The organism is Parabacteroides johnsonii DSM 18315 (genome assembly GCF_025151045.1).
GTDB classification, from domain to species: domain Bacteria; phylum Bacteroidota; class Bacteroidia; order Bacteroidales; family Tannerellaceae; genus Parabacteroides; species Parabacteroides johnsonii.
In genome coordinates this window covers 3231247-3248787 of the sequence record NZ_CP102285.1, presented here as the reverse complement: position 1 = coordinate 3248787, position 17541 = coordinate 3231247, and the positions used below count along the sequence as shown (strand labels likewise).

General features: G+C 46.4%; 11 protein-coding genes. 1 reads left to right on the top strand and 10 read right to left on the bottom strand.

Annotated features, from left to right (window positions below; all coding sequences use genetic code 11):
• Positions 1–4: 4 nt before the first annotated feature.
• From rpsA to NQ564_RS13585, 3 genes are all read right to left on the bottom strand, one after another.
• Positions 5–1798 (bottom strand): 30S ribosomal protein S1, encoded by a 1794-nt coding sequence (gene rpsA / locus NQ564_RS13595; RefSeq protein WP_008146017.1) that lies wholly within the window; start codon positions 1796–1798, stop codon positions 5–7.
• Between the two features lie 153 nt (positions 1799–1951).
• Positions 1952–2311, bottom strand: coding sequence for a hypothetical protein (locus NQ564_RS13590; RefSeq protein ID WP_008146016.1), 360 nt, complete (start codon positions 2309–2311; stop codon positions 1952–1954).
• A gap of 2 nt (positions 2312–2313) precedes the next feature.
• Entirely contained in the window at positions 2314–2871 is a 558-nt protein-coding gene (locus NQ564_RS13585; protein ID WP_008146015.1) for an RNA polymerase sigma factor, read from the bottom strand.
• A 150-nt stretch (positions 2872–3021) separates the two neighbouring features.
• Here NQ564_RS13585 and NQ564_RS13580 point away from each other — a divergent pair, with 150 nt between their 5' ends.
• Positions 3022–3438: a DUF6249 domain-containing protein gene (locus NQ564_RS13580; RefSeq protein ID WP_008146014.1), complete on the top strand. Its 417-nt coding sequence runs from the start codon at positions 3022–3024 to the stop codon at positions 3436–3438.
• 148 nt (positions 3439–3586) lie between these two features.
• Here the strand turns inward: NQ564_RS13580 and NQ564_RS13575 are convergent, their stop codons facing one another.
• The 7 genes from NQ564_RS13575 to NQ564_RS19365 form a co-directional block, all read right to left on the bottom strand.
• A complete protein-coding gene (locus tag NQ564_RS13575; RefSeq protein ID WP_008146013.1) occupies positions 3587–4675 on the bottom strand; it encodes an NAD(P)H-dependent flavin oxidoreductase in 1089 nt (362 codons plus the stop codon).
• Positions 4676–5019: 344 nt separating this feature from the next.
• The gene (locus tag NQ564_RS13570) at positions 5020–5838 is read right to left on the bottom strand and encodes a phosphate ABC transporter substrate-binding protein (protein ID WP_008146012.1); all 819 of its coding nucleotides are present in this window, start codon (positions 5836–5838) and stop codon (positions 5020–5022) included.
• 81 nt (positions 5839–5919) lie between these two features.
• Positions 5920–7215, bottom strand: a complete 1296-nt coding sequence (locus NQ564_RS13565) for a porin family protein (protein ID WP_008146011.1) — start codon at positions 7213–7215, stop codon at positions 5920–5922.
• Positions 7216–7299: 84 nt separating this feature from the next.
• Positions 7300–9201 carry a beta-N-acetylhexosaminidase gene (locus NQ564_RS13560; RefSeq protein ID WP_008146010.1) on the bottom strand — a complete coding sequence of 634 codons (1902 nt, stop codon included), beginning with the start codon at positions 9199–9201 and terminating at the stop codon, positions 7300–7302.
• A 45-nt stretch (positions 9202–9246) separates the two neighbouring features.
• Positions 9247–9810 carry an ORF6N domain-containing protein gene (locus NQ564_RS13555; protein ID WP_008146009.1) on the bottom strand — a complete coding sequence of 188 codons (564 nt, stop codon included), beginning with the start codon at positions 9808–9810 and terminating at the stop codon, positions 9247–9249.
• Positions 9811–9996: 186 nt separating this feature from the next.
• Positions 9997–13689 carry a phosphoribosylformylglycinamidine synthase gene (gene purL / locus NQ564_RS13550; RefSeq protein ID WP_008146008.1) on the bottom strand — a complete coding sequence of 1231 codons (3693 nt, stop codon included), beginning with the start codon at positions 13687–13689 and terminating at the stop codon, positions 9997–9999.
• A gap of 420 nt (positions 13690–14109) precedes the next feature.
• Positions 14110–17424: a DUF6383 domain-containing protein gene (locus NQ564_RS19365; protein ID WP_008146006.1), complete on the bottom strand. Its 3315-nt coding sequence runs from the start codon at positions 17422–17424 to the stop codon at positions 14110–14112.
• Between the last annotated feature and the right edge of the window lie 117 nt (positions 17425–17541).

The window sequence follows — 17541 nt, the reverse complement described above, 5'->3', positions numbered from 1 at the left end:
GTAATTATTTACCAGCCAATTTTTCTTTCAGAGCAGCGAGTTCTTCAATGTCACCCAGTGTAGTCTTTTCAACCGGACCGGTTACCATTGCAGATTCTTCTTCTTTCTTGCCACCGCGTTTTGCAGATGATTTCTTTTCGCCAGCTTCTTTCTTGGCGCCTTTCTGTTCATCTTCGAAGATACGGCTGTGAGAAAGGATGATTCTCTTAGCTTCCTTGTTGAATTCGATTACCTTGAACTGCAGTTTTTCGTCTACAGCAGCCTGAGAACCGTCTTCTTTTACCAGATGTTTCGGAGTTGCGAAACCTTCTACGCCGTAAGGCAGAGAGATTACAGCACCCTTATCCAGTACTTCGATGATTGTTCCTTCGTGGATAGAACCTACAGTGAAGATTGTTTCGAATACATCCCAAGGATTTTCTTCCAGCTGTTTGTGGCCTAAGCTCAAACGGCGGTTTTCTTTGTCGATTTCCAGAACCTGAACTTCGATTTCAGCACCGATCTGAGTGAATTCTGACGGGTGTTTGATTTTCTTTGTCCAAGACAGGTCAGAGATGTGGATCAAGCCGTCTACGCCTTCTTCGATTTCTACGAATACACCGAAGTTAGTGAAGTTACGAACTTTAGCAGCGTGGCGAGAACCTACCGGGAAGCGAGATTCGATATCTTCCCATGGGTCGGCTTTCAGCTGTTTGATACCCAGAGACATCTTACGTTCGTCGCGGTCCAGAGTCAGGATGACAGCTTCGATTTCGTCACCTACTTTCATGAAGTCCTGAGCAGAACGCAAGTGCTGTGTCCAAGACATTTCAGAAACGTGGATCAAACCTTCTACGCCCGGAGCGATTTCGATGAATGCACCGTAGTCAGCCATAACGACAACTTTACCTTTTACTTTGTCACCAACTTTCAAGTTCGGGTCCAAAGCATCCCAAGGATGCGGAGTCAGCTGCTTCAAGCCGAGAGCGATACGTTTCTTTTCATCATCGAAGTCAAGGATAACCACGTTGATCTTCTGATCCAGCTGAACGATTTCTTCCGGATGAGAAACGCGGCCCCAAGACAGGTCTGTGATATGGATCAAACCGTCTACGCCACCCAGGTCGATGAATACACCGTAAGAAGTGATATTCTTAACCGTACCTTCCAGTACCTGGCCTTTTTCAAGTTTGGAGATGATGTCTTTCTTCTGCTGTTCGAGTTCAGCTTCGATAAGAGCTTTATGAGATACAACAACATTTTTGAATTCCTGGTTGATCTTCACGATCTTGAATTCCATTGTCTTACCTACAAATACATCGTAGTCGCGGATCGGTTTTACATCGATCTGAGAACCCGGCAAGAATGCTTCGATACCGAATACGTCAACGATCATACCGCCCTTAGTACGACATTTAATGTAACCTTTGATGATTTCGTCTTTTTCAAGAGCTTCGTTTACACGATCCCAAGAACGTGTAGCGCGTGCTTTCTTGTGAGACAGGATCAGCTGTCCTTTTTTGTCTTCCTGGTTTTCGATGTATACTTCTACTTCGTCACCAATTTTCAGATCCGGGTTGTAACGGAATTCTGCCATAGATACAACGCCATCTGATTTGAAACCGATGTTTACTACAACTTCACGTTTGTTCATTGCAGTTACAGTTCCCATAACGACTTCTTTGTCCTTTACAGTGTTCAAAGTCTCGTCATACGTTTTTACAAGATCGTCCTTGCTTACTTCACCGTAAGAATCGCCCTTTTCAAGAGCATCCCAGTTGAAATCTTCAATGGGCTGAATGTTCTTTAAATTTTCCATTCTCTAATTGTTAATACTTAAGTTTGTTTTAATTAGTAAGTTAGACATTATGTTGTCATCTCTCAAAAATCGGGGGCAAAGGTAATGCTTTTTTCTGACTTGCAAGACTTTTTACATGGAAAAAACAATCTTTTTAGCTTGTAATACCGCTACTTACATCTTTTCTTTCTGAGACATTTGCCTCCTTTTGTATATTTGTCTGAACTTGTAATCGGCTCCTAACAGGATGAGGGCAAGTATGCCGATGTAGGCATAGAAAGGGAATGTACTCATATCGGGTATCTGTACGGATATTTTGGGAATACCCATATAAAGGAATGAGGCGATTGCGATACCGATCATAAGCAGCGAGGCGGCGATGACGGCAATCCATCCCCAACGTTCGCCCAGTTTGCGCCTGCGTTCGGCTTCGGCCATGATCTGCTTCATTACGTTGGTACGGAACGAAGCGGGAAGCTCCTCTTCCGGCATCCGGCTAAACAGGTCTTTCAATATGTCATTCTTCTCGGTCATTTTTATTGTTCCTCCATTCCTTTTAATACAACAAACAGTTTCTTTCGTATGCGATGCAATTTCACTTTTATGTTAGAAGCAGTCAATCCGGTGATCGTTGCCACTTCGTCGATCGTCTTTTCTTTCATGTAAAAGAGCAAAATGATCGCCCGTTCATCGGGTGGTAATTGGGCGAGGGCTGCATCGAGCATCTGTATTTGGTCGGAGCTGTCTGTCCTGCCAAGCGCCTCGGCCACTTCTTGTTCCGATACGTTGTTAATAACCGATTCCTCGATCGCCAGAAACTCGTGTTTCTTTTTCCTGGTCTCCGAGATAGCTGTGTTGTAGGCGATCCGGTAGATCCAGGTGGAGAAACTGCATTCTCCTTTGAACGAAGAGAGGTTTTTGAATACCTTCATAAACACATCCTGCGCCAGCTCTTCCGCATCTTCCCGGTTTCTGACCACCTTTAAGATTAACGAATGAACAGGACGGCTGTATTTATCCAGAAGGCAGGCAAAGCATGTCGTATCTCCCGCTTGTATCCTTTGTATATAATATGTGTCGGTATACAACTCCATCGTATTATAATGGACGCAAGCCGGGCGAATAGGTTACAACTTGCATCAACAAAAATAAAAATATTTTTTTCTTTCCTCCTTGTAACCTTTCGGAAAGAGGTGCGTCAAAAGTAGCAAAGAAATTAATGAATCATTTAAAATAGTACGATTATGATGGATTTTATTATGGTCCCACTGACGACGGGGATTGTTTTTGCAGCTATTTACGGTTTGTTTGAATTGTTCGTGCGCCGGAAAGAACGGTTGGCGATTATCGAGAAGATTGGAGAGAAATTGGATGCTTCGGCTTTTGAGGGCAAGATGCGTCTGCCGTCTTACGGAGGGACGCGCTTCTCGTTCAGTTCCTTGAAGGCAGGTTGTCTGTTGGTGGGGATCGGTTTGGGAGTGCTGGTCGGTTTCTTCTTGAATATTATGGTGGTCGGTGGTGGATTGTCTGAATTGCGCCATTTTGAAGAGGAGCGGTTGATCGGTGCAGCCTATGGCGCGTCCGTTCTTTTGTTCGGCGGTTTGGGGTTGATTATCGCGTTCGTTATTGAGACGAATATGAAGAAAAAAGAAGATAAGTAAAAGGCTTTCGCATCTTTTCTAAGGTTGCACAAAAAGTTCCATCGGTGTGGCACAGTCGTTCCCTCGGCATGGCACAAGAGTTTCCTCGGCGGGAAACGAGAGTTTCATTATAGGGAAACTCTTGTTCCATGCCGAGGAAACTTTTTGTTTATCGTGAGGAAAGAGTCGGTTGGTCGGAACGTTTCCACTCGTTGATCAGCTCGCTGATCGTTTCCTTTACCGACATGATGCGGGTTGTCCGCCAAGCATTACTTCCTGCGAAAGCGTAGCCGTTCTCAAAATTTCCTTTGAAAGCGTTATACAAGGCAGTCACGATGCAATAGGGGCTTCGCGAGATGTCGCAAGTCTTGATGCAGTTGAAGGGACAAACTTTCGGTTGCTTCAAGCCGTCTTTCACTTTCTGCAAGAAATTGCAATGGATGGCTCGTCCCGGCATACCGACAGGACTCTTGATAATCTCGATATCCTTTTCTTCCGCTTTGATGTAGCTCTCTTTGAAAGCGTCGGAAGCGTCACACTCGGTAGTGGCGACGAAACGGGTTCCTAATTGAACGCCCGATGCTCCCAGGTCCATCACGCGTTTGATGTCTTCACCCGTATAAATGCCTCCTGCTGCAATTACCGGGATTCTCTTGTTGTATTTTTCTTCGAAGTGGGAAACTTCTTCCACTACCTGAGGCAGCAGTTCTTCGAGTGAGAAATGCTCGTCTTCCAGTTGGTTCTCCTTATATCCTAAGTGGCCGCCGGCTTTCGGGCCTTCCAGCACGACAGCATCGGGAAGGTAGTCGTAGTTGTTTTTCCATTTCTCGCAGATGATGCGGACGGCACGTGCGCTGGAAACGATAGGAACCAGCTTCGTCACGCTGTCTTTCTTCAGGAAAGACGGCAAGTCCAAAGGAAGTCCGGCACCACTGAAAATGATGTCTACCTTTTCCGCAATACTGGTTTTTACCAGTTCGGCGAAGTCCGATAGTGCGACCATCACGTTCACACCGATAATGCCTTTAGCCTTTTCGCGGGCTTTCCGGATCTCGGCGGCAAGGCCCAGATTTCCGGCTTCGGTGTAGTTGGGAGAAAGTTTCTTATATAAGAGACCGAGACCGGCGGCGGAGATAACGCCAATCCCACCTTCATTTGCAACGGCTGAGGCTAAGCCGGAGAGAGAGATTCCTACGCCCATTCCACCCTGGATGATTGGAATGCGGGCTTTCAGATCCCCGATTGTTAATGTCTTCATGTAAGTAAAATGTGTAAATAAAAAATATATGTGGCAAAGGTAGCACAATAAACCAAAGAATGTGCAGAATTGGCTAATATTATTGCACAAATAAATAATAATTGTGCATCTCATTCTTCTTTCTTCCACGTTTGACGTCGGGATACAAAAAAGAAGGAGGTGTGTCGAAACTATCCTGTTCCCGCGCCCCTCGCGGGATCGCATTAAAACCGACCTATAAAAATCTGATTGATAAGGTCTGTCCTTTTGCGGTCCCGCATCAAGTGTGGAGACAAGGGGATTTTGACACACACCCTTTCTTTAACACGATCCTGCGTCGGGTGCAGGAATTGGATGGTTTGAACTTATTTGACAGGGATATAACCGACTTGTTTAACCGTTGCTTGTCCTTCAGCCGATAAGATGTAATCGATAAAGGGTTTCACTTTGCCTTCATTTTTTACATCGTAGTAATAGAACAACGGACGGACGATCGGGTATGCCTTGCTTTTTGCATTTTCAAAGGATGGCTCGGTGAATGTTTTGCCTGCATCGTAAGAGACATGGATCGGTTTTACTTCTTTGTTGATGTAAGCTAATCCTACATAACCTATTGCTCCTTTCGTCTGGCTGACGGACTGGATGATGGCTCCTGTTGCGGGCATACTGAGGATGCCGTTCATATAGTTCTTGTTCTTCAGAACGCTTTCCTTAAAGAACTCGTATGTTCCGGAAGAAGTTTCGCGCGAGTAGGCAACGATCTTCATGTCGGCGCCACCTACTTCTTTCCAGTTCTTGATCTTTCCAGTGAAAATGCCTTCCAGCTGCTCACGCGTCAGGTTGGATATTTTATTGGACGGGTGTACGACTACCGCCAGTGCATCATAAGCGATCACCACCTCTTTGGTGCTTTTCTTCGCTTCCTGGAGTTTGACCTTTTCGTCGAATTTCATCTTACGGGAAGACATGGCGATATCGGTTGTCCCTTCCATCAGGGCTGAGATGCCAACGCCGGAACCGCCTCCTGTCACGGTTATCTTAGCCGATTTATTTTTGTTGATGAAGTTTTCTGCTTCCGTCTGGCTTAAAGGAAGGCAAGTGTCGCTTCCTTTGATTTTCTGTGCAAACACATTTGATACAAACATACAGGCGGCCATTGCGGCCATAACAATTGTCTTTTTCATTACTCTGTTTTGAATTAATTTTCTGTATGCAAAGTAAATACAGGAGTATTGCAAGAGTGTGAAACAGATATTACGTTTGTATTAAAACTTATATTGCAGACGCAAGGTGAATACGTCGTCTTTCCTATCCTTTTCATATCCCTTTACGAAGTCGCTCTTTTCGTTGAAGTTGAATTCGTAATAAGCTTGCACGCGGATATGTTTGTTGAAACGGTACAAAGCGCCGATGCCGAGTGTGCTTTGGGCGAGGTCGGTCTTGGAGGTCAAGCTGTTTTCAACGCCGATCTCATTTCCTTTCAACTTGGTGTTGGGATCATAAGCATCGTATTTCAGGACGGCAGAGAAAGGAGTGGTCCCGATGTCGTGCACCAAATAGAAAAAATAGCCGATGAAAGGACGTTTGAACAGGGAGTTTTCCGGTTCGTTGGCCGGACGTGTCCCTGTGTTGGGGCTTTTGCTGCTGCTGGCGATACCCGGTTGTGTTCCTAACAGTCCTTCACCGCGCAGAGTGGTCGTTCCCCAGCTGTTTTTGAATGAGAACTGTGCGTCCAAGCCGATGTACTCACGTTTCATGTATGTACCGGTTTCTCCTTTGTCGATTGCGATGAATTTTTTACCCTGGAGTTCGTAAGCTGTGGTGGTCGGGTTGTAAACCCCGCCGTTATAGTAGGAGGCGCCTAATCCCCATTTTCCCCAGTTACCGATTTTCTTTTCGGCTCCTAAGCGGCCGATGAAGTCTTTGCGACTGTCGGTTTCGCGATTGATGCTGTTACCGGCGAATAGTCCGGCGTCGAGACGGAGAAAGCCGATCGGGCTTGTCTCTTTGGCTCGGAGCGTCAGCATGGCACCTAAATCGCGTTCGTCCGGGAAGAAGTATTGGATGATGGTGGCACGTTCGGGAGATTCCAATCCGCTTGTCGAGTAGCCGATTTCGTGACCGAAAGGACGGTTGAAAACACCCGCCATCAGTTGGCTCCGTTTTGTCCAGGGATCTTTTATACCGATGTAAAGGTCGCGAAAACTGACGCCTTTGTCGTTGGCCTCGATCTGTACGGCGCCGGTTCCGATACCGTCGTTATATTCGAATTTCAACCGTCCGCGGCGGATACCGAAACGGTTGAAACCTTTGTCTTCATGTTCGTTCTTGTCGCCTACTTTCAAGGTGGCATCTTCCTGGCCATATTGGAATTGCCCCTGGATATAAGCGGATACTTTGAACTTGCTGAGTTTCTGGACGATTTTATCCAGAGTCGTCGTTTCCTGCGAAAGTGAATCGACACGAGCATTCAGCTTCTCTATTTCCTGAGCTTCCTGTGCCTTCATCGCAAATGGAAGCAGCGCCAACAGGCCAAGCGCAATAATCTTTCCTGATTTCATTCCTAACTTTTTGGACTCTATGATTTTGTTTGCAAAGGAACGAGAATGCTGTTTCGCATTTACGACATATATGTTACATTTGTGTTACAAGTTGCCGACGACATGGCGGGTATTTTCCGCACGCTTTTCAAGCTCTTTGATTGTCAGTGTGATGACTTTACCAATCGGCTTGTTGTCCCGATAAGTGACAATACGCAACCAAGTCGCATTCTTGGGTATCCGGAGCGGAGCTTCATACTTCGAAGTGAAGTTGTCGGGATCCGTATTGTCGAATGTATAGTGGATGTCGAGGTTGCCCGGTTCGCTATCCAGTTTGATCTCTAAGGCTCCGTCTTCAGTATAGTAGGGAGTGACGATTGCATTGTACATGCTGCGTGCATAGTTGATTTGTGCCAGGTCTGCACGAACGAAATGTTGTTCGACACGTGGCCAGAACCGATCCCAATCTGTCTTGGATGGTCCGGTCCAAAGGACTTCGGCAAGCGCCCATCCGCGTGGCCAGGTCATATATTCAGCATGTCGGAAAGTGGGGACGGATTCAGCCCAGAGATTGCCTTGTCCTCCTAATATCATCTCGGCCGGCACACTGTCGGGAACTGGGTTGAAGCTGTAGGAATCTTTCAGGCGGCACATGAAGTAGGTATCTGGTTCGACAGACGGCTCTCCTTGCCAGAGGTCGATGTAACAATGTTCGGTCGGTGTCATAATCACATGATGACCGGCTTTTGCCGATTTGATTCCGCCTTCCATCCCGCGCCAGCTCATAACGGTAGCATCGGGAGCCAGGCCGCCGTCGATAATCTCGTCCCAGCCGATCAGCTTTTTCCCTTTCTCTTTCAGAATGCTTTCCATACGATGGATAAAGTAACTCTGCAATTCGTTTTCGTTCTTCAGGTTTTCCGCTTTCATGCGAGCTTGGCAACGCGGGCATTTGTGCCAAAAACCTTTGAAACATTCGTCGCCCCCGATATGGACGTATTCATCCGGAAACAGGGCGGCTACTTCTGTCAAGACCTTGTCCATAAACTCGAAAGTTGCATCTTTGCCGACACAGAGCGTGTTTTCGTCTTCGCCGTAAAACTTGTTGCCGACCCCGACAGCCGACGGTGCTTTCATACACGCCAGATCAGGATAGGCGACAAGTGCAGCCAGGCTATGTCCCGGTACGTCTATTTCAGGGATGACGCGCACGTAGCGTTCTGCAGCGTATGCCAGCACTTCCTTCACGTCTTCCTGTGTGTAGAAACCTCCGTAGGTCGTTTCTTCTCCTGGTTGTTGTGGTTCGCGTTGCCACCATTGTCCGACACGTGGAGCACGCCAGGCGCCAACTTCCGTCAGGCGTGGCAGGGATTTTATCTCCAGACGCCATCCTTGATCGTCGGTCAGGTGCCAGTGGAATACATTCATTTTGTATTCTGCCAGCTCATCGATGTATTTCTTCACTTCCTCTTTGGTGAACCAGTGACGGCTGACGTCAAGCATAAGTCCGCGCCAGGCAAACTGAGGTTTGTCGGTGATGTCGGCGCAGGGAATCGTCCAGTCGATACCTTTTTGTTCCCGGCTGCTTTTTATTTCGGGGGGAAGCATCTGCAATAAAGTTTGTACCCCGTAGAAAATCCCGGCCGGCTGATGGGCGGTGATGATGATATCGCCATGTTTTACCTGCAAGCGATATCCTTCTGCGCCGAGAGCGGTATCGTCAGTCAACTTAAATTCAATATTGCCATGCTTCTCAACCGGAATCTCAAAGCCTGTTGCGGAAGTAACCTTATTGTTGAAATACCGAGCTATCCCCATTAACTGAGGATTGGAGGTGTCGAGTGTGATAGCTGCCCGGCGAGTCAGTTTGAAGTGATCCGCCCCTACCTTCATTTCTTGGGGCTGTGGGATCAATGTCAGTGCATTATTCGGAATGTCTTTGTGGGAACAAGAGCTAAATCCCAGTATAAGACCTGCTGTAAGGAGGATAAATAGCAACTTTTTCATGAATCAGTGTACTTGTTTATTGTTTAGGCCGCGAAGATAGAGATTCTATTTCACAAAGCCAATCCTTGGCCGTAGTTTATCGTTGAAGGCTTTTTTACTTTGCAGTTCGGCAATCGTTTGGTTGATGAGTTCCAGTTGCATACGCGTGTCTTCGTTGATGTCGTTGTAGTCGGTAAAGGCTTCTTCGATGTATTCTTTCAGTTCTTTTATTTCTTGCTGGATTTCTGTTATTTTGTCTGTCGGCGGGGTAGATACAAGTTTCCGGATGGCGACAAAAGCGCGGGTGATTAGAATGCTGGTTTGTATGGCAATCTCGCTTCTTAATACGCTTGCGAGCATGATGACGCCATGTTCCGTAAAAGCGAACGGTAGAGCAGATTTGGGGCGTTTGGCTTTTAATGTCATCACATTTTGTGATGACATGATGTCTAACTCTGTATTTGTCAATTGAAACATAAAGTCTTCAGGAAATCGTGCAATATTGCGCTTTACGGCTTGGTTCAATACACGGGTTTCGACCTGATATATTTCTGCCAGATCGAAGTCTAACATGACTTTCGTACCTCTGATCTCATAAATCTTGTTCTGGATAACTTGTAATTCTTCCATTTCTCGTAAATTTCAGTAAAGGTTTATATTCTTTTGCGAAGATAGGGATTAATCCGGGAGAAATGTATAGGAAAGGAACTTAATTGTCGTCCCAGCCTGAAAATAAAAAGGGACAGGTATTCGAACTCCATTCGATGCCTGTCCCTTTTCTAATGAATGCCTGTCGGATGATGATCCGATAAGCGCTTATTTCTTATGCTCTTCTATCCACTTCCGTGCGTTCACGAAACCTTCGATCCAAGGAGTGACTTCGTCGCTGCCTCGCCGATCTTCAGGATAGTAACCGCATTGCCATGGGAACATCGCACGTTCCAAGTGAGGCATCATAGCCAGATGGCGTCCGTCGTGCGAGCAGACACCGGCAACCGACCAAGGCGAACCGTTCGGGTTGGCAGGATAGCCTTCGTAGTTGTATTTAAGTGCGATATGGTATTCTTTTTCTTCATACGGGAAAGAGAATTTGCCCTCGCCGTGAGCCACCCAGATTCCTAATTTGGAACCGCTTAACGAGCCGAACATGACAGAATGGTTTTTCGGGATCTCAACCGAGATGAAGTTCGATTCGAACTTGTGCGAATCGTTGTGCAACATTTTGTGTTTCTTTTCATGTTCCGGATAAACAACCCCTAACTCGGCCATCAGTTGACAACCGTTGCAGATGCCTAAACTCAAGGTGTCAGGACGTGCATAGAAGTTGTCCAGCGCTTTCTTGGCTTTCTCGTTATATAAGAAACCGCCGGCCCATCCTTTGGCAGAGCCCAAAACGTCGGAATTGGAGAAACCACCGCAGAATACGATCATGTTTACGTCTTCCAATGTTTCGCGTCCGGATGCCAAATCGGTCATGTGAACATCTTTTACATCGAAACCAGCCAGATACAAAGCGTACGATGTCTCACGTTCGCACTGGCAACCCTTCTCTCGGATTACAGCGGCACGAATTCCGCTCTTTCCTTTTCGATCGGCAGTCAGGCCGTAAGAAGACAACTTTCCGGTGAAACTCTTCGGATACTTGAATTCCAACGGTTGCATTTTGTAGTTCTCGAAGCGGTTGCCTGCGCATACGTTACCGCTCTGCTTGATATCCAGTTTATAAGAAGACTCGTACCATACGTCGCGCATATAGTCGATACCGAAATGGTACTGGACGCCTTCTTTGGAAACCAGAATGTGGCGTTCGGAAGTGGGCTTGGCAATAATGGCAAAACCTACACCTGCCTCTTCCATCAACTTTTCGAATGCTTTCTTGTCTTTCACCTGGACCAGGATACCCGGATTTTCGGCGAACAGAATCTTGACAATGTCCTGTTCCGACAGTTTGTCGAGGTTCACTTCCAGACCGCCTTCCACATTGGCAAAACACATTTCAAGCAATGCTGTGATCATACCACCGGCTGAAATGTCGTGTCCGGCGAGAACCAGACCTTTTTCGATGGCATCCTGTACAGCGTTGAATGCGTCGGCAAAATATTCGCTGTCTTTTACCGTTGGGACTTCATTGCCCAATTTGTTCAGAACCTGTGCAAGAGCGGAACCGCCCAACTTCATTGTGTCGAACGAGAAGTCGATATAATATATGTAAGAATTCTTTTCATGAGCCAATACCGGAGAAACGATCTTGCGGATGTCGCTGACTTCCGCACCGGCGGAAATAATCACCGTACCCGGAGCAATCACTTTGTCGTCGCCATATTTCTGCGTCATGGACAGAGAGTCTTTACCGGTCGGAATATTGATACCCAGTGCACAAGCGAAATCAGAAGCTGCCTGGACCGCTTTGTACAGACGGGCATCCTCGCCTTCGTTACGGCACGGCCACATCCAGTTGGCACTCAAAGATACGCCTGACAGCTTATCGGACAGCGGAGCGAAAACGATGTTTGTCAATGATTCGGCAATCGCCATGACAGAACCGGCCGCCGGGTCGATCATCGCCACCTGTGGGGCATGGCCGATGGAGGTAGCGATACCAGCTTTTCCACGATAGTCCAAAGCGACTGCACCCAAGTCGCTCAACGGTAACTGCAATTCGCCTTGGCATTGCTGGCGTGCAACTTTGCCTGTCACCGAACGGTCCACTTTGTTGGTCAACCAGTCTTTACATGCAACAGCTTCCAACTGAAGCACGTTTTCGAGGTAATGATGCAGTTCGGATTCTTTATAAACGACCGGAGCGTATGCTTCTTCAACCGTATGGTCCTTCATGATCGTTCTTGGCGGTTTACCGAACATATATTCCAACTTGATGTCGATCGGTTTCACACCGTCAGCCTGTTCGAAGACAAACTTCATATCGTTGGTCGTTTCACCTACCACGTACATCGGCGAACGTTCGCGGTCGGCAATGCGCCGTACGCGGGCTACATCTTCTTCTTTCATCAGCAAGCCCATACGTTCCTGGCTTTCGTTCCCCACGATTTCCTTGGCAGACAGTGTCGGGTCGCCTACTGGCAGTTGGCTCATGTCGATATGTCCGCCGGTTGCTTCCACCAATTCGGAGAGGCAGTTCAAGTGTCCGCCTGCACCGTGGTCGTGGATGGAGATCACCGGGTTGTTGTCCGATTCGGCAATCGCACGGATCACGTTGGAAACACGTTTCTGCATTTCCGGGTTGGCACGCTGTACGGCATTCAACTCGATACCGCTGGTATATTGGCCTGTGTTTACGGAAGAGACGGCACCGCCACCCATACCGATACGGTAGTTGTCACCCCCTAACAGGACTACTTTTTCGCCCGGTGCGGGATCGCCCTTCAATGCATCACACATATTGGCATAACCGACACCTCCGGCCAGCATGATCACTTTGTCATAAGCGTATTTCTTCTTGTTCTCTTCGTGTTCGAAGGTCAGGACCGAACCACAGATCAGCGGCTGTCCGAACTTGTTGCCGAAATCGGATGCACCGTTGGAGGCCTTGATCAGGATTTGTTCCGGAGTCTGGTACAGCCAAGGGCGCGGGTCGAGAATCTTTTCCCATTCGCGTGCCCCTTCCGTACGCGGATAAGATGTCATATAGACGGCTGTTCCGGCAATCGGCAGAGATGATTTTCCGCCACCCAGACGGTCACGGATTTCGCCGCCCGATCCGGTAGCTGCACCGTTGAACGGTTCGACTGTTGTTGGGAAGTTGTGGGTTTCTGCTTTCAGCGAGATAACCGATTTGATTTCCTTTACTTCGTAGAAGTCAGGTTTGTCACCGCTTGCCGGAGCGAATTGTTCGATCACCGGGCCTTCGTTGAAAGCTACATTATCTTTATAGGCGGAGACCAATTTGTTCGGGTTTTCCGCCGATGTTTTCTTAATCAGGTTAAAGAGAGAACTTTCTTTCTCTTCTCCGTCGATAATAAATGTTCCGCCGAAGATTTTGTGACGGCAGTGTTCCGAGTTCACCTGTGCAAAACCGTACACTTCGCTGTCTGTCAGCCGTCGTTCCAGCTTTTGGCTTACTTCGTTGAGGTAAGCTACTTCTTCATCGCTCAATGCCAGTCCTTCCTGTTTATTGTAGGCTTCGATATCCTCGATGTAAACAATTGGGTCCGGTTGTTTGCTGATCGTGAAGATGTCCTGGTTCAGACCGTTATAGATACGCTGCAACATCGGGTCATGTTCTGCTTCGCCGGAAGAAACAGGGAAGTATTCCTCGATGCGTGAGATACCGGTGAGTCCCATGTTTTGGGTGATTTCCACGGCATTCGTACTCCACGGGGTGATCATTTCCCGGCGTGGACCAACATACCAGCCTTCCAATGTTTCAGCCTGGAGAGGTTTTGCCTCGCTAAAAGCCCAAACTAATTTTTCTACATCTTCAGGTGAGAAAGCGTGTGCAGCCTCCACAGCTAACACCGTCTTTGTTGGAGATTGAAAGAATAGAATCATATCGTCGATTTATTAATGGTATTCCGTTCATACGGGGGATAATAAAGGATCCCCTCGTTTCAAAGTGCAAAGATAGTGCTTACTAACCGAATTTCCCCTAAATCTGTTGAAGAAAATAAATTTGTCCCAACGATGACCTCTGTCGGTTAAAAACGAAACCCCGAAGATGGCATTCACCTTCGGGGCTTGTTTTTGTATGCCTTCGTCCTTCGCAGGGGAAAGGCCACTTGAACTTTTATTTCAATACACTTTAGTATTATTAATATTAAATCCGGTCGCTTGTTCGCCTGTCGCAGGTTAGTTGAAGGATTTCGCCTCCGCGCAACCGAAGAATTATTTGATTATAAAATGTCATCTATGGCGGGGGCGAACTTCTACGTCCGCCTTCCGCGTTTCAGTATTGTATTGTTTTAGTATCAATTACTTAACGATAGCTTTTACAGCTGCTTCACCTTCGATTGCAATTACAGCTACACCAGCAGGAGCAGCGATTGTAGCGTTGTCGGAAGCGATGACCGTGTTAGCTACCACCTGGCCCAAGATGTTGCTGATAACAACCTTCTTGCCCTGAGCACCTGCGATCGTTACGTTGCCTTCACCCGCGATAACTTTCACTCCTGAAACTTCTACGCCTTCGTTGGCTGTCGGAAGTTCTGTCGTTTCTACGAAGAAGCGAGTTGCACCGGCACGATCAGATGTAACTGTCAGTTGGCCATTGATAGCAATCACGTATTTGTTGTTCGCTACGCAACGGACCACGTATGAATCGTCACCATCTTCAGAATCGATCACACGGAACTTGAAGTTCTTCAGACCACCCAAGATACCTTTGGCTTTGTTAGCCTTTTCGGCAACAGTCTTGATCTGGCCGTCAACAGTAGTAGTCAGGGAATCACTGCTTTCGTTCAATTCGGCAGCTTTAAAGATAACGCGAGTAGTCTTAACGCCATTTCCGTCTTCGAATGCATATTTTTCCCAGTTTGTCAGGCGATAAGAATCAGCCGAGTCTTTTGCGAAATACATGAAGTTGCCTTCGTTAGCGATGAAGAAAGAAGGTACGTTTGTCTTCACGTCAGCCGGAGTCAGGTCAAATGACATTACTTCCGGTTTCAAGATACCAACGTTGGATTCGTTCCTGAACAGGTAGTTTAAGCCACTTTCGAACGTAGTTGTCTGTTTAACCGGATTCAATGTACCGTAAACCGGTTCGTCTACCATAAAGGTCTTGACCATCGCGTTGGCAACGGAAGTCAGGTCATAATAATGAGCCCAATTTTCACTCCAGGCCTTTTCGCCGACATTGTCTTTTTCAGTCGGATTACCTTTGATAGCAGACTTGTAGTAAGCAGCATTCGGGTTTGGCTTCTTGTCAAAGAAGATGAAAGGATTGTTCTGTGTGAAGTTATTGTTGTCCCATTCATTCTCGAACAAAGCGACAGAACCATCCTTGTTTTCTTTGATTACGAAGAATGCCGGCCATGTTGTCAATTTAGTATCTGTCAGATACATATCAGCTTCATCCGGATTGAACAATTTCACTACATAAGAATAGAAGGCTACCGTATCCTGTACCGTAGGAGAAGTGACGATGTTGCCGTTTGCATTGATATACTTGAAGTCGTTCGTGATGTACTGGTACTTGTCTGAACGGATCAATTCAAATTGGTCAGTCAGCTCTTCACCTGTAATGATGGAAGCCCAGTGGTTGTTAACGATGATTTCACCTTTGTTGTCACCTTTTGCGTATCTGTTTGCAGCAGCATACAATCTGTCTCCTGATTCTTCAGTTTTTGCGAACTGGAAGGAAACCAGGCCGTCATAGCTTTCACGAGATTCGAATGTTGCGAATTTGTCTACACTTTCCTTCTTATTGAATTTGACAGTCTGGCCTTTTACATTGTAGTAATTCCAGAACCATTTTCCCTCATTCTGCAACTCTTCGCCATCCCATGAGTTTTCAGCGAAAGAAATAGACTTAGTCATTGCTGTCGGATAGATGATATATACATCTTCTTCAGTCGTGTTGTACAGTACGAAAGAAACGTCTTCCTTTGTCTGACGGTTTGTCAAGGTGATTGTTTCGTATACCGGAACTTTCGGATCTGCATTCTTCACTTTATCTTCAACGTTGCTGACAACGAACTGATACATCGGATCGTCTTCGTTTACGAAGATGCTCGGCATAGTTGCCGCTTCAAAACCGTTTTTGCTGCGGTTTGCCTGTGTTGTCAGGAACTGGCCGTCAGCCTTGCCGCCGATGAATTCCAATGTGTAGATAGCCGGAACAGGAATTGCGCCTTCGTTCAGCAATGCTTTTGCGTCAGCTTGAGAAGAGGAAGGAACGGCTGTAACGGTGATTGCGTTACCTTGTGTCGTCAGGTAGTTGTTCTTGGCTACTTCGTCATTGTCGTTGTTAGTATTATTGGTCGTACCAATGTATACATTTTCCACATCGGCATGTACATCTTCCTGCTTTGCATCTGTAGCCAGACGGACTTCTTTTAACTCCAGCTTGTAGTTATCGTTCAAAGTAAGAGGATTCTCAGCTGTGATTGTGAAGCATGCGTTGCCTACGAACACTTCAGCGTGAGATGAAGCCTGGTTGGCTTCATAGCCCTCTTCTGTGTACTTGATCGCATAGAAATTCATGTCAGCACCTTTTACTTCACCCAAAGCAAAGCCATGACCATTTGCACGAGTCGTGTTTGTCAAGTCAACGAACTCTTGCGGAAGCACAGCTATGAATGTTGCTTTCTGGAACTCTTCTACTGTAGAAATAGTGTTGAACTTCAATGTGTTTTCGCTCAGATTGCTCCAATCGGAAGCCAAGTAGATACCTTTCGGAATCATGAATATGTTGCCTCTACCATCTTTACCCCAAGCTATTTCTGGTACATTGAATGCTCTCAAATCTTTGTTATCAAATACGTTTTTCGATACTTTATCGTCATCTTTGAAAGAGAACTGGAAACCTTCACCACCCTGGATGTCATTCAATTCTGTAACGAAGTCGACTTCTCTTTCTTCGGCTGTAGCAAGGAGGATACCGACTTTCCAATTACTTTCAACTTTGGCAAAATGAACCTTACCAGTAGTATTGCTATTAGTAGGTTCGTCCATGATCAATCCGCTGTTTCCATTCTGCGGCCAAGCCAAGAATAATACGTTACCCTTGTTATTAGCAGTAGTTGAAGTATTATCATACTTAATTACTCCATCAGCATTGTCCCAAGCTGTTTTGAAATAAGCATACAGGTTATTTGCAGGATCTTCTTTAGACTTATCTGCCTCTGTAATAACAGTAGGTGTAACTGTTTGACCTGCAACAGCAACTCCTGTACCAGCTAATGGTTTTCCTGTTGCATGATTGATTAGTTGATAGAACCATCCTTGAGCTGCACTGCTTCCTGGAGTAGTGCTCTTCGTTTCTGTAAAGTCCCAAATGGCTTCTTCTTGGTTTTCAAGTACGATGTTGCTCCAATTGTTGAATTTTCTTGTCTCATAAGTGATCGTACCATCATTCTTTTTCGATGCTGTCATAATAATGTCTCCGGCATCAATTTTGCCGTCATTGTTGACATCGCGAACGACAACAACATCTTTGTAGGTGTTCTTTCCCCCCGCTTGGAAGTCGATCTTTTTCAATTTCAGACCGTTCAAAGTTTGGGCGTCAACGAATGACGAGCCTGCGACCAGCATACCCGCCATCATAAGCGTAGAAAACTTTTTGTTCATAATTCTAAAATGTTTAATTAATAAATAGTATATCTATCTGTTTCTTTCTATCCTATAAACTCCTGTTTTTACAAGAGTTAACCAAATTCCTGTATTTTGACGAGAGAAAACGTACGT